This is a genomic window from Streptomyces sp. NPDC087845 (genome assembly GCF_044742755.1).
Lineage (GTDB): Bacteria > Actinomycetota > Actinomycetes > Streptomycetales > Streptomycetaceae > Streptomyces.
Genome location: NZ_JBIUVC010000001.1, coordinates 991,424 through 1,004,553 on the forward strand (window position 1 = coordinate 991,424; position 13,130 = coordinate 1,004,553).

Annotated in this window: 13 protein-coding genes; 7 read left to right on the top strand and 6 right to left on the bottom strand. The window is 72.0% G+C overall.

Annotated features, from left to right (window positions below; translation table 11 throughout):
• Positions 1-201: 201 nt before the first annotated feature.
• Positions 202-627, bottom strand: a complete 426-nt coding sequence (gene arfB / locus ACIOMQ_RS04605; RefSeq protein ID WP_362195086.1) for an alternative ribosome rescue aminoacyl-tRNA hydrolase ArfB — start codon at positions 625-627, stop codon at positions 202-204.
• Positions 628-883: 256 nt separating this feature from the next.
• Between arfB and ACIOMQ_RS04610 the strand changes: the two genes are divergently transcribed.
• The gene (locus tag ACIOMQ_RS04610) at positions 884-1,459 is read left to right on the top strand and encodes a TerD family protein (protein WP_072487943.1); all 576 of its coding nucleotides are present in this window, start codon (positions 884-886) and stop codon (positions 1,457-1,459) included.
• Between the two features lie 278 nt (positions 1,460-1,737).
• On the top strand, positions 1,738-3,318 hold the full coding sequence (locus ACIOMQ_RS04615) for a M4 family metallopeptidase (RefSeq protein WP_362195083.1): 1,581 nt from the start codon (positions 1,738-1,740) through the stop codon (positions 3,316-3,318).
• Between the two features lie 28 nt (positions 3,319-3,346).
• Here ACIOMQ_RS04615 and ACIOMQ_RS04620 read toward each other — a convergent pair whose 3' ends face one another.
• Together ACIOMQ_RS04620 and ACIOMQ_RS04625 are read right to left on the bottom strand one after the other, a co-directional pair.
• Positions 3,347-4,756 carry a M1 family metallopeptidase gene (locus ACIOMQ_RS04620; protein WP_362195080.1) on the bottom strand — a complete coding sequence of 470 codons (1,410 nt, stop codon included), beginning with the start codon at positions 4,754-4,756 and terminating at the stop codon, positions 3,347-3,349.
• Between the two features lie 67 nt (positions 4,757-4,823).
• On the bottom strand, positions 4,824-5,381 hold the full coding sequence (locus ACIOMQ_RS04625) for a heme-binding protein (protein ID WP_401936886.1): 558 nt from the start codon (positions 5,379-5,381) through the stop codon (positions 4,824-4,826).
• A gap of 211 nt (positions 5,382-5,592) precedes the next feature.
• On the opposite strand from ACIOMQ_RS04625, the gene ACIOMQ_RS04630 reads away from it, so the two are divergent.
• The 3 genes from ACIOMQ_RS04630 to ACIOMQ_RS04640 all read left to right on the top strand — a co-directional run bounded on the left by ACIOMQ_RS04630 (position 5,593) and on the right by ACIOMQ_RS04640 (position 8,333).
• Complete coding sequence (locus ACIOMQ_RS04630) at positions 5,593-7,098, top strand: sensor histidine kinase (RefSeq protein ID WP_402187820.1); 1,506 nt, start codon at positions 5,593-5,595, stop codon at positions 7,096-7,098.
• A complete protein-coding gene (locus ACIOMQ_RS04635; RefSeq protein WP_362195071.1) occupies positions 7,095-7,724 on the top strand; it encodes a response regulator transcription factor in 630 nt (209 codons plus the stop codon). The genes ACIOMQ_RS04630 and ACIOMQ_RS04635 overlap by 4 nt, the downstream gene beginning before the upstream one ends.
• A 111-nt stretch (positions 7,725-7,835) precedes the next feature.
• The gene (locus ACIOMQ_RS04640) at positions 7,836-8,333 is read left to right on the top strand and encodes a hypothetical protein (RefSeq protein ID WP_362195068.1); all 498 of its coding nucleotides are present in this window, start codon (positions 7,836-7,838) and stop codon (positions 8,331-8,333) included.
• Between the two features lie 65 nt (positions 8,334-8,398).
• On the opposite strand, the gene ACIOMQ_RS04645 is transcribed toward ACIOMQ_RS04640, so the two are convergent.
• Positions 8,399-9,076 (bottom strand): pentapeptide repeat-containing protein, encoded by a 678-nt coding sequence (locus ACIOMQ_RS04645; protein ID WP_402187822.1) that lies wholly within the window; start codon positions 9,074-9,076, stop codon positions 8,399-8,401.
• Positions 9,077-9,188: 112 nt separating this feature from the next.
• Positions 9,189-9,665, bottom strand: a complete 477-nt coding sequence (locus ACIOMQ_RS04650; RefSeq protein WP_362195062.1) for a GNAT family N-acetyltransferase — start codon at positions 9,663-9,665, stop codon at positions 9,189-9,191.
• A 246-nt stretch (positions 9,666-9,911) separates the two neighbouring features.
• On the opposite strand from ACIOMQ_RS04650, the gene ACIOMQ_RS04655 reads away from it, so the two are divergent.
• Both ACIOMQ_RS04655 and ACIOMQ_RS04660 read left to right on the top strand, forming a co-directional pair.
• Positions 9,912-10,592: a rhomboid-like protein gene (locus tag ACIOMQ_RS04655; protein WP_362195059.1), complete on the top strand. Its 681-nt coding sequence runs from the start codon at positions 9,912-9,914 to the stop codon at positions 10,590-10,592.
• A gap of 61 nt (positions 10,593-10,653) precedes the next feature.
• Complete coding sequence (locus ACIOMQ_RS04660) at positions 10,654-12,054, top strand: FAD-dependent oxidoreductase (protein WP_362195056.1); 1,401 nt, start codon at positions 10,654-10,656, stop codon at positions 12,052-12,054.
• An 84-nt stretch (positions 12,055-12,138) separates the two neighbouring features.
• Here the strand turns inward: ACIOMQ_RS04660 and ACIOMQ_RS04665 are convergent, their stop codons facing one another.
• A complete protein-coding gene (locus tag ACIOMQ_RS04665; protein WP_402187825.1) occupies positions 12,139-13,047 on the bottom strand; it encodes an aminoglycoside phosphotransferase family protein in 909 nt (302 codons plus the stop codon).
• Between the last annotated feature and the right edge of the window lie 83 nt (positions 13,048-13,130).

Here is a 13,130-nt window from a genome sequence, read left to right on the forward strand (position 1 = left end):
CCGGCGGCCGGGCCGAGGGGGCGTCACCGGAACGCGCGGCCGTTGGCGAAGGGGCGTCACCCGAACGCGGCCGGCCTGAAGGCGCGTCACCGGAAGCCGCGGCCGGGGTGCGGGGGCGCCGGCGGAACGCGGCCGGGCTGAGGGAGCGTCACCGCGGATCGCGCGGCCGGGGCGAGGGGCGCCGGAATCGCGGGGGCGCGGTCACCAGTCGCGGCCGGAGCGGCCGCGCTTCGTATCGCCGCGCTGCTTCTTCTCGCGCAGGCGGCGTTCATTGATGCCGCGCGGAATCCTGGTCTTGCGACGCGGCCTGGGGGGCGGCGCCGTGGCCTCGGCCAGCAGGGAGGCCAGCCGTACGAGAGCCGTCTCGCGGTTGCGCCACTGGGAGCGGTGCTCCGACGCCCGTACCGCGATCACCCCGCCCACGAGCCTGCCCTCCAGACGCTGGAGCGCCCGCTCCTTCCACACCGGGGGGAGCGACTCGGTCGCCGCGAGGTCGAAGCGGAGCTCCACCTGGGAGTCGCTGGTGTTGACGTGCTGCCCGCCGGGCCCGGAGGACCGCGAGAAACGCCACATGAGCTCGGCCTCCGGCAGGGAGACCGAACCGCGGATGACATAGGGCCCGGACATGGCACCCATGTTCCCCGGCCCACCGGGCGTTCGTCACCTTTTTTTGCCGGACCCGTGCCGTACGAGGGCCCTACGAGCGCTGCACGCGTGCCGTACGAGTGCCGTACGGGCCCGGCCGGCCGCCGGGCCGACCGGGGGACTTCGGTAAAGAAAGTAAAGGGAGCAGGAACCTCCCGGCCCCTTCTCCGCGTTATGACCTGTGACGGTAGCTTCGTGATGGCATGAAGCCCGCACTCGACGATGAAAGGGACTTCCCATGGCTGTAAGCCTGTCCAAGGGCGGCAACGTCTCGCTCACCAAGGAGGCCCCGGGCCTGACCGCCGTCACGGTCGGCCTCGGCTGGGACGTCCGCACCACCACCGGCACCGACTTCGACCTCGACGCCTCGGCGATCGCGGTCAACCCGGCCGGCAAAGTCGTCTCCGACGGCCACTTCGTCTTCTTCAACAACAAGTCGACGCCGGACCAGACCATTGTCCACACCGGTGACAACGTCACGGGCCAGGGCGAGGGCGACGACGAGCAGATCAACGTCAACCTGGCGGGCCTGCCGGCCGACGTCGACAAGATCGTCTTCCCGGTCTCGATCTACGACGCCGAGACCCGCAGCCAGAACTTCGGCCAGGTGCGCAACGCGTTCATCCGCATCATCAACCAGGCCGGCGGCACCGAGATCGCCCGCTACGACCTGAGCGAGGACGCCGCCACCGAGACCGCCATGGTCTTCGGCGAGCTCTACCGCAACGGCGCGGAGTGGAAGTTCCGTGCCGTCGGCCAGGGTTACGCCTCCGGCCTGCGCGGCATCGCCCAGGACTTCGGCGTCAACCTCTGACGTACGGCACCGCTCTCCGACCCGAGAGCCCATCACACCGAAGCCCCCGGCCACGGCCGGGGGCTTCGGTGTGCGCCGACCGGGTCCGGTCCCCAGCCGTTCCACACAAATACCCTGCGAACATTCACAGTTGACCGAATAGCGAACGTAAGCGAACCCCATTCGGACAAGAAGTGGTCAAAAAAATGTGAGGCATTTGTTAGTGCACCGTCAATCTTGGTCATTCGGTGGCACGCTCTCGGCTCGTAACCCCCCACGGATCGAGCAACGGAGAGCACATGACCCCCCACATGAACACCCGTCGCGCCGCAGCCCTGGCCGCCGTGGCCGCGATGGTCGTCGTCGGTGTCCAGAGCGGTGCGGCAAGCGCCGCTCCCGACAACGGCACTGACGGTTCCTCCGCCTCTCGCAGCGTCGTCCCCTTCGGCGCGAACAGTGCCTCGCAGCGCACCGCCGCCATCAAGTCGGCCCAGACCGACGCCTCCTCGACCGCCGAGTCCCTCGGTCTCGGCAGCCAGGAGAAGCTGATCGTCCGTGACGTGATCAAGGACGCGGACGGCACCGTCCACACCCGTTACGAGCGCACCTACGCCGGGCTCCCGGTGCTCGGCGGCGACCTCGTGACCCACACCGCCCGCAGTGGAAAGCTCAAGGGCGTCACCAAGGCGGCCAAGGCCCGGATAGCCGTGCCGTCGACGACGGCGAAGATCAAGACGGCGGCCGCCGCCCGCAAGGTGATCTGGGCGGCCGGCTCCAAGCCCGTCCTCGCCTTCGAGACGGTGAAGACCGGGGTGCAGAAGGACGGCACGCCCAGCAGGCTGCACATCATCACCGACGCGACCACCGGCAAGAAGCTCCAGAGCTACGAGGCGGTCGAGACCGGCATCGGCAACAGCCAGTACAGCGGCCAGGTCGACCTGTCGACCACCGCGGCCGGTTCCGGTTTCGAGCTGGTCGACGGCGACCGCGGCGGCCACAAGACGTACGACCTCAACCAGGGCGAGAGCGGCACCGGTGCCCTCGTCACGGACGACGACGACACCTGGGGCGACGGCACCGGCAACGACCGTCAGACCGCCGCCGTCGACGCCGCCTACGGCGCCGCGAAGACCTGGGACTTCTACAAGTCGGCGTTCGGCCGCGACGGCATCGCCGGTGACGGCAAGGCCGCGTACTCGCGGGTCCACTACGGCGACGCGTACGTCAACGCCTTCTGGGACGACAGCTGCTTCTGCATGACGTACGGCGACGGCGCCGACAACAAGAGCGCCCTCACCGCGCTCGACGTCGCGGGCCACGAGATGAGCCACGGCCTGACCGCGTCCACCGCCAACCTCGACTACTACGGCGAGTCCGGCGGCCTGAACGAGGCGACCAGCGACATCTTCGGCACCGCGGTGGAGTTCGCCGCCGACAACAGCACCGACGTCGGCGACTACCTCATCGGCGAGAAGATCGACATCAACGGCGACGGCACCCCGCTGCGCTACATGGACAAGCCGAGCAAGGACGGCGGCTCCGCGGACTACTGGGACAGCAGCGTCGGCGACCTCGACGTGCACTACTCCTCCGGCGTCGCCAACCACTTCTTCTACCTGCTTTCCGAGGGCAGCGGCGCGAAGACGATCAACGGCGTCGACTACGACTCCCCGACCAGCGACGGCTCCACGGTCACCGGCATCGGCCGGGACAAGGCCGTCCAGATCTGGTACAAGGCCCTCTCCGAGTACATGACCTCCAGCACCGACTACGCGGCCGCCCGCACGGCGACCGAGAAGGCGGCGACCGACCTGTACGGGGCCGACAGCGCCGAGCTCAAGGCCGTCGACGCCGCCTGGAGCGGTGTCAACGTGAAGTAGTTCCGACCAGCGGTACGGCGGGAGCCGGTCAGCCCTTCGAGGCGGGCCGGCTCCTGCCGTACAGCCAGGTGTTCCACAGCTCCGTCAGATCCTTGCCGGTCGTCTTCTCCACATAGGCGGTGAAGTCCGCGGTCGACGCGTTGCCGTGCCGGTGGGCCTTCGTCCAGCCCCTGACGAGCGCGAAGAAGCGCTTGTCGTCGCCCACAGCCTGCCGGATCCTGTGGATGACCATGGCCCCGCGCCCGTACACCGGCGCCTGCGAGATGTCCGCGGCCGTCGGCGGATCGGCGGGCGGAAAGGCCCAGTTGTCGTCGTCGTCGAAGGCGGCGTCGAACCGCTTCTGGACCGGGTTGCCGTCCTGGTCGTCCTCCCACAGCCACTCCGCGTAGGTCGCGAAGCCCTCGTTGAGCCACATGTCCCGCCAGCTCTTGGGCGTGACGGAGTTCCCGAACCACTGGTGCGCCATCTCGTGGACGAGGAGCCCGGCGCCCGGCGGCCCGGGGAAGAAGGGCCGGTTCTGGGTCTCCAGGGCGTATCCGGCGTCCCCGGAACGGTCGATGATCGCCCCGGTGGCGGAGAAGGGGTACGGGCCGAAACGTTCCGCCTCCCATGCCACGACCTCGGGGACCCGGGCGAGAATCCGCGCGCTCTGCGCCGCCACCGTCCTCTCCGCGGCGGTGAACACCTTGATGCCGTCCGGGGTGGTCGACGTCTTCGTGTCGAAGCGGCCGATGGCGACCGTCGCGAGGTAACTCGCCATCGGTTCGGCCACGTGCCAGTGGTACGTGGCGGTGTCGCCCGAGGTCCTGCGCGACGTCAGCTCGCCGTTGGAGACGGCCGTCAGCCCCTTGGGGACGGTCACGGCGATGTCGTACGTCGCCTTGTCGCTCGGGTGGTTGTTGCCGGGGAACCAGGCCATGGCCCCCACCGGTTCACCGAGCGCCACCGATCCGTCCGCGGTCCTCAGCCAGCCCTCCTTCGACCTGTCGGGGTCGGTCAGGGTCTGCGGGGAGCCGGAGTAGTGGACGACCGTGCGGAACGTCCTGCCCTTGCGGAGCCGGCTCTCGACCTCGGCGTCGGGGCGCAGCGTCAGCTCGTGGCCCGCGCGGTTGACGGCGGCCGGGCGGCCCTCGACGGTCGCGGACCCCACGGTGAGCCCGGCGAGGTCGAGATTGAAGGCGCTGAGGTCCTGGGTGGCCCGCGCGGTGATCGTGGCGGTGCCGCGCAGCCGGCCGGCGGCCGGGTCGGCGTCGAGGGCGAGGTCGTAGTGCGTGACGTCGTAGCCGCCGTTGCCGGCCCTCGGGAAGTACGGGTCGCGCAGACCGGCGGCGCCGGGGGTGCCCCCGACACCGCCGGTGCAGCCCGTGGTGGTCATCAGAACCAGCAGGGCGAGGGAGGCGGCGCGGGCCGTGCGGCGTACTGGTGTTCGCTGATCCACGCCTGCGATCCTAGGGCGCCCGCCGACGCCCCGCCTGTGGACGCCGGTGCACCGGCACGGCGGGAACCTACTTCGCGAGGGCGGCGACGCCGGCGTTCGCGAACTTCTCGTCGAGGTCGCCGCCGGGGGCTCCGGCCACGCCGATGCCCGCCACCGGGGCGCCCTTGACCTGCACCGGGGCGCCGCCCGCGAGGAACAGGGTGCCGGGGATGTCCTTGAGGTTCGGGGCCTGCTCCAGGCGCCCTGCCAGCTCGGAGGTGGGCGCGTTCCAGGAGACGGCGGTGTACGCCTTCTTCACGGCCGACTCGTACGCCTGCGGGCCCGCGCCGTCGCCGCGCAGCGTCACGACGGTGTTGCCGTTGCGGTCGACGACGGCGACGGAGACGCGCTGGTTCTCCTTCCGCGCGGCGTCGAGGGTGGCCTGCGCGGCCCTGGTGGCGGCGGCCACGGTCAGGTGGGTGGTCTGCTGGAGGTTCCGGTTCGCGGCGTCGGCCTCGACCGCGGCGGCGGGTGCGGCGGCCGGGGTGGAGGCATTGGCGGACAGGGCGCCGAACGTTCCGGCGCCGAGGGCGGTGGCGGCGACGGCACCGGTCAGGACGCGGGTGCGCAGCGACGGCTTCTTCATGGTGGGTTCCTTCGGCAGCGGTGCGGTGGATGAGCGGGACGAGCCTGTTCGGCTCTGCCATCGATCCTCCGGCCGCGTCCCGCGCCGTACGGTCGACGAACCGGCTCGACGCCGCGTGCGGGACGGCCGACGGCCCCATCGGCCGATCGGTTGATGCGCGGGGGGCCGTCCGGGGTGACCATGGAGGTATCCGTGCAGGTCAGGAGCGTCGATGGCGGTGAGGAGCGAGGGGTACGAGGTGGAGCACCGAACCCGGTCGGTACGCGGCGCCGCCCCAGGGCCGACCGGCACCTCCGGCGCACACGGGCACGGGGGCGGCTCCGGGGACGACGGGGGCGAGGGCGGGAATGGCGGGAGCGGGGGCGGGAACGACGGCCCCGTGAATGACGGCGTCGGCTCCGGATCCGGCGAGGGCGAGGGCGGGTCCGGGAACGGCGAGGGCGGGTACGACGGGGGCGGGTACGGCGACGGCTCCGGGGACGTCTCCGGGGACGGCGACCCGGATGCGCGCCGGCTCACGCTCCTGATGCACGCCGCGTTCTTCCTGCTGCTCGGCGCCTCGCTCGCCCGCTTCCTGCTGCGGCACCCCGGCGAGGCCCGCACCCCGTGGGTCATCGCGCTGTCCGTCGCCCTGGCCGTGCTGTACGTGCTCGGGCCCGTGCTCGGTTCGCGTCCGACGCCGCGCAGTGTGGTGTGGCTGGGAGTGCTGGTCGCCGTGTGGATGGTGCTGGTCGTCCTCGCGCCGAGCTTCGCGTGGTGCGCGGTCCCGCTCTTCTACACCGGGCTGCGGATCCTTCCGCCTCGCGCGGCGCTCGCGCTCGTCGCTCTGCTCACCGTGTTCGTCGTCGCCGCGCAACTGCGGCTGGCCCACGGTTTCGACCCGAACCTGGTGCTGGCCCCGCCCGCGGTGGCGGCCGTCGCGACAGCGGTCTTCGTCCACATGCAACGGCAGGCCGCGCGCCAGCGCGCGCTGTCCGAGCGGCAGGGCGAACTGATCGACGACCTGCTGCGCACCCGCCGCGAACTGGCCGCCACCGAACGCCGCGAGGGAACCCTCGCCGAGCGCCAGCGGCTCTCGATGGAGATCCACGACACCCTCGCGCAGGGCCTGTCCAGCCAGCAGATGCTGCTCCAGGCCGCCGACCGCACCTGGGACGCCGACCCGGCGACCGCCCGCCGCCATGTCCGTACGGCAACGGGCATCGCGGAACGCAATCTCGCCGAGGCCCGCCGCTTCGTCCACGACCTGGCCCCGGCCGATCTCGCCGAGGGCGGCGGCCTGGAGGCGGCCCTGCACGCGCTGGCCGCCCGCGAGACGGCCCAGGCGCAGGGACGGCTCACCGTCCGCTGCCACGTGGAGGGGGAGCGGCACACCGCGCTGCCCGACCGTGTGCAGTCCGCGCTGCTCCGCATCGCGCAGGGGGCGCTGGCCAATGTGAGGGAACACGCGCACGCGACGCAGGCCGCGCTGACGCTGACCCATCTCGACGACCGGATCGTCCTGGACATCGCCGACAACGGGCGGGGCTTCACACCCGCCGGGCGCACCGGGGCCACCGGCGGCGTGCGCGGCCACGGACTGCCCGCGATGCGCGCCAGGCTGCACCAGCTCGGCGGCACACTGACGATCGAGTCGGCACCGGGCGAGGGCGCGGTCCTGTCCGCCGCCGTCCCCCTCACCCCCGCCCCCGCCCCGGCCCCGGAGGACCCCGCATGAACGCGACGCCGCCCGTACGCATCCTGCTCTGCGACGACCACGCCGTCGTACGCGCCGGGCTGCTCGCCCTCCTCGGCAGCGAACCCGACATCGAGGTCGCCGGGGAGGCCGGCAGTGGTGCGGAGGCCGTCGCCCTGGCCGCCCGGCTCGCCCCGGACGTCGTCCTGATGGACCTCCAGCTCGGCGAGGGCATCGACGGCGTCGAGGCCACCCGCCGCATCTCCGCCACCGGCGTCCACGTGCTGGTCCTCACCACGTACGACACGGACGCCGACATCACCCGCGCCATCGAGGCGGGCGCCACCGGGTACCTGCTGAAGGCCGAGCGCCCGGAGGAACTGTTCGCCGCGATCCGCGCGGCCTCGCAGGGCCGCACGACGCTCTCCCCGCCCGTGGCCAGCCGCGTCATGGCCCGCATGCGCAGGCCCCGGCCCACCCTGACCGACCGCGAACGCGACATCCTGGCCCAGCTCTCCCAGGGCCTGGGCAACCGGGACATCGCCCGCGCGCTGTTCATCAGCGAGGCCACGGTCAAGACACACCTGGGCCGCATCTACGACAAACTCGGCGTCGACACCCGCGCGGGCGCCGTCGCCGTGGCGAAGGAGCAGCGGCTGCTGCCGTAGACCGCGCCGCCCCGCCCGCCCCGCGGTGGTCCGGGCGCCCGCAGCACGCCCGGAGCCTGTCGGCCGGACGCCCCGGCACCGGCGCGCCTCCGGGCGTGACACCATCGAACCGTGCTCGACATCGGCTACTCCCTCTCCCGACGCTTCCCCGATCCCCCGCAGACCGACTACCGCCGCGCGGACGTCCACGCCCTGCGGCACGACCTGTTCTCCGGGGACGTCTACCTCGCGGACACCAAGGCGGACCGCGAGGTGTCCACAGCCTGGGGATGGGTGCCGGTGCTCGACTTCGCGTGGGCGCTGTGCGACATCGTCGAGCAGATCGACCAGGACCCGCGCGGCAACCGCTCGCACCGGCAGCAGTTCGCCGAGCTGGACTTCACCGAGTCCTCCGACCGGATGCTCTTCGAGCGCCGCTTCGGCTGGGTCGACGTGGAGGCCGACTGGATGCCCGGCGACGAGCCCCCGCTCACCTTCAGCCACGCGCTGCTGCGCCGCGAGGCCCGCGACTTCCTGCACGATCTGATCGCCGACCTCGCGGACATGCACGAAGGTCTCGCCGACAACCCCGTGATCTGGGACCTCCAGGCCCGCTTCCCCCGTATCTGACCCCGCACCCGGTCCGGACGGGAAGCCCTACGCCTCCACCCGCCCCCGGTCCGGACGGGAAGCCCCTACCCCTCCACCCGCACCCCGATCTGCGCCGCGAACGCCGGCGCCAGCTCCATCAGCTGCGCCGGGCTGATCACCGCGCCCGCCAGCCGCTCCACCCCGCGCGCGATGTCCAGCTCCGCGACCGTCCGCAGGTCCACCGACTCCATCCGCACGGAACTGAAGTCGGCCCGCTTCAGCACACAGTCGCGGAACTCCACCCGCACCAGCTGCGCATCCCCGAAATCGGGCTCGGACAGCACACAGCCCTCGAACACCACGTCCTTCAGCCGCGCCTTGCGCAGGTTCAGGTAGTCGATCTTCCCGCCGCGCACCAGCACCCGTTCCAGCGCCGCACCGTGCAGCTGCACCCCGCCCAGCCGTGCGTCCACCACCTCCACGTCGCGCAGCGACGCCCCCGCGAGATCGGTGCCCACCCCCCGCACGCCCGTCAGCACCGAGTCGATGAAGCGGGCTCTGACCAGCTCCGTACGGTCCAGGGCGCAGCCGTCCAGCGCGCAGTCCATGAAGCGGGCCCCCGGACCCGACTCGTCCGCGAGGTCCGTCCCCTCGAAACGCACACTGTCGTAGTCCCCGTCGGGCTCCAGTCCCGCCCCGTCGTACGGAACGAGCGGCGGCAGCCGCACCTCCGGCCGCCGTGCCGCTGTGATGGTGTCCTGCTTCCCGCTGCTGCGTGCCATGCCCCCATCGTGAACCACCCCACTGACAACGCCCCCGCCGGCCGCACGCTCCCCGGCCGGCCCCGGCAGGCCCGCGCCCGCCTCGACGGACTCGGCCGGGCCCGGCGGGGGCTCACTCACCGCCGAGCTTCGCCAGCGCCCCGTCCGCCAGCCGGTACACCGTCCACTCGTCCTGCGGCCGTGCGCCCAGCGACTCGTAGAACGCGATGGACGGGGTGTTCCAGTTCAGCACCGACCACTCCAGACGCCCGTAGCCGCGCTCCACACAGATCCGCGCCAGCTCCCTCAGCAGCGCCTTCCCGTGCCCGCCGCCACGCCGCTCCGGGCGTACGTACAGATCCTCCAGGTAGATGCCGTGCACCCCGCGCCAGGTGGAGAAGTTCAGGAACCACAGCGCGAAGCCGACCACCTCGCCGTCCTCGTCCGACTCGGCGATGTGCGCGTACGCGGCGGGCCGTTCGCCGAAGAGCGCCTCGTGCAACTGCTCCTCGGTGGCCTGCACCTCGTGCAGGGCCTTCTCGTAGTCGGCCAGCTCACGGACCATGGCGTGGATGACGGAAACGTCGTCAGGGGTAGCGGTACGAATCATGAGGGCAGCGTAAGCACGGGCCTCGACTCCGCCGACCCCGCCCCGGCAGGCGCCCGGCGGTCCCGGCCTGCTCCGGCTCCCTCCCGGCCCGCACACTCCCGTGGTCCGGGTCCCCGTGCAGCAACCGGTCCCCCGGCTCCCCCGCGACCCCCGCCCGGCCGCCCCGCTGTACCCGGACCGGGTCTCGATCGGCTCGGCGGGAATGTCGATCACGCCGACGATCGCGAGCCCGTGCGTCAATCGGTTATGACTCCGAGCAGCCCCGCCCCGCCCACCCGGCGCCGCACCGCGGCCGGTTCGTGGATCCGCAGCGCCGGCTCATGGATCCGCAGCGCACCGGGCACGTACGTCTGGCTGACCGCACTCTTCGTCACCACCGTCATCGTCCGCCGGATGTCACCGGGGTTCGAAGAGGACTTCCTGCTCCAGCGCTCGACCAACATCCACGAACTCTCCCGGGACCCCGTACGCGTACTGATCGCCAGCGCCTTCTGGATCGACAGCGGCCAATGGGTCCCCTACGCCGTCCTCTACACCGTCTTCCACGCCACCGCCGAGCGCTGGCTCGGCACCCTGCGCTGGTTCGCCGTCGCCATCGCCGCCCATGTCCTCGCCACCCTCGTCAGCGAAGGCGTCCTGGCCTGGGCCATCCGGCACGGACACGTACCGCAGTCCGCCGCCAACACGCTCGACGTCGGGGTCAGTTACGCGCTCGCGGGCGTCATCGCCGTCCTCACGTACCGCGTCCCGCAGCCCTGGCGGTACGTGTATCTCTTCGCCGTCTCCGTCTTCTACGGCATCCCGCTCCTCACCGGCCGCACCTTCACCGACCTCGGCCACTTCGCCTCCGTACTCATCGGCCTGGCCTGCTATCCACTGACCCGGGCACGGTCCCGGACGCAGACGAAAACCCCTCCGGCGCAGTAACGTCCCGCCCCATGGAGAGCGGCCGCAACCAGGGCTTCGCACCGGACAGAGCAGGGGCAGCATGAGCACCGTCAGCACCGCCAACGGCGGCATATCGTTCTGGTACGCGGACCAGGGCACTCCCCTCCCCCGGGAGCCCCTGCCCGGCGACACCACCGCCGACGTCTGCATCGTCGGCGGCGGATACACCGGACTGTGGACCGCCTACTACCTCAAGAAGGCCGTCCCCTTCCTCAACATCACCGTCCTCGAAGCCAAGTTCTGCGGCTACGGCGCCTCCGGGCGCAACGGCGGCTGGCTCTACAACGGCATCGCGGGCCGCGACCGCTACGCGAAACTCCACGGCCACGAGGCCGCCGTCCGCCTCCAGCAGGCGATGAACGACACCGTCGACGAAGTCGTCCGCGTGGCCGCCGAGGAGGGCATCGACGCCGACATCCACCGGGGCGGCGTCCTCGAAGTCGCCTACACCCCCGCCCAGCTGGCCCGGCTCAGGGACTTCCACTCCGTGGAGATCGCCTTCGGCGAGAAGGACCGCGTCCTGCGCGGCGCCCGCGAGACCGGCGAGCGCATCAATGTCACCGGAGCCGTCGGCTCCAGCTGGACGCCGCACGGCGCCCGCCTGCACCCGGTCAAACTCGTCAAGGGTCTCGCCGCCACCGTCGAGGCGCTCGGCGTCACCCTCCACGAGTCGACGCCCGTCACCGAGATCAGGCCCAAGCACGCCCACACCCCGTACGGCACCGTCCGCGCCCCGTACATCCTGCGCTGCACCGAGGGCTTCACCGCGAACCTCAAGGGCCAGAAGCGCACCTGGCTCCCCATGAACTCCTCGATGATCGCCACCGAACCGCTCCCCCGGTCCGTCTGGGACACCATCGGCTGGGACGGCCGCGAAACCCTCGGCGACATGGCCCACGCCTACATGTACGCCCAGCGCACCGCCGACGACCGCATCGCGCTCGGCGGCCGCGGCGTCCCGTACCGCTACGGGTCGGCCACCGACAACGACGGACGCACCCGCCCCGCCACCGTCGAGGCGCTCCGCGACATCCTCGTCCGCCTCTTCCCCACCACCGCGGGAGCCCGCATCGACCACGCCTGGTCCGGTGTCCTCGGCGTCCCCCGCGACTGGTGCGCCACCGTCACCCTCGACCGCTCCACCGGCCTCGGCTGGGCCGGCGGTTACGTCGGCTCCGGCGTCGCCACCACCAACCTCGCCGCCCGCACCCTGCGCGACCTGATCCAGCAGGACTCCGGCCAGTCCGGCCCCACCGAACTGACCACCCTCCCCTGGGTCGGCCACCGCGTCCGCCGCTGGGAACCGGAACCCTTCCGCTGGCTCGGCGTCCACGGCATGTACGCCGCCTACCGCACCGCCGACCGCCGCGAACTCACCTCTCCCCGCCCCGGCACGGACCCCCTCGCGCAAGCCGCGGACCGGCTGGCGGGACGGCACTGAGCAGACGGACGGACACCCGCCACCAGGTGGTGGCGGGTGCCCGTGCGGCGAACGGCGCGCCGGGAACGGCGTCCTGAGGGCGGGTCACCTGCCGGCTCGGTGGTCGGCCAGGACCTCCGCGATCACGTGCCGCGAGCGGGCGGCGAGCGGCGGATTCGTGTGCTGGTAGTAGGGCAGCTGGATCAACGCGACGGAGAGTGCCCAGCCGCGGCCCCGCTGCCAGGTCGCGGCGTCGACCGACAGCGCGTCGCGGAAACCTTCCCGGTGCTCGGCGGAGAAGATCTCCCACGCGGGGATCAGGTCGCAGGCGGGGTCACCGACGCCCAGGCCCCCGAAGTCGATGACCGCGCTCAGCCTGTCCTGCTGGAACAGCAGGTTTCCCGAGGACAGATCGCCGTGGATCCAGACGGCCGCCCCGCTCAGGGCCGGGGCCCGGAGCGCCGCCTCCCATGCCGCGGTCACCTCGTCGGTGTCGACGGCCGCAGCCAGTTCCGCGATCGCCCCGCGGGTGGCGGCGTCGCGGGCGGCCAGCGGCACACCGCGGAAGAAGTTGTGCCCGCCCGGGGGCGGCCCGCCGTCGGTGCCGATCGCGTGCAGGGCGGTGACGAACCCGGCCAGGTCCACGGCAGTGCGGCCCGGATCGGCGATGCGCTCCACGTTCGCGCCCTTGAGCCAGGGATACACCGACCAGTTCCAGGGATAGCCCTCACCAGGGGTCCCCTGCCCGAGCGGCTCGGGAACGGGCAGCGGCAGCAGCGGCGCGAGCCTCGGCAGCCACTGCTGCTCCTTGGCGACCTGATCAGCCGCTCCCGGGATACGGGGCAGCCGTACCACCATGTCCTCGCCGAGCCGGTACAGGGCGTTGTCCGTCCCCGCGGAGGCGACCGGGTCGAGCGGGAGATCCGCCCACTGCGGAAACTGCGCGCCGACCAGCCTCCTCACGAGCGAGACATCGATCTCCGCCTCGTCGGCGTGCATCTTCCCAGCGGTCACGGACACTCCTTCATCGGCCCGGCAGGCCCGTTGTCGTCCGGCCCACCGTTCCGGAAGATCCGGCACGCCACAAACGAATAACC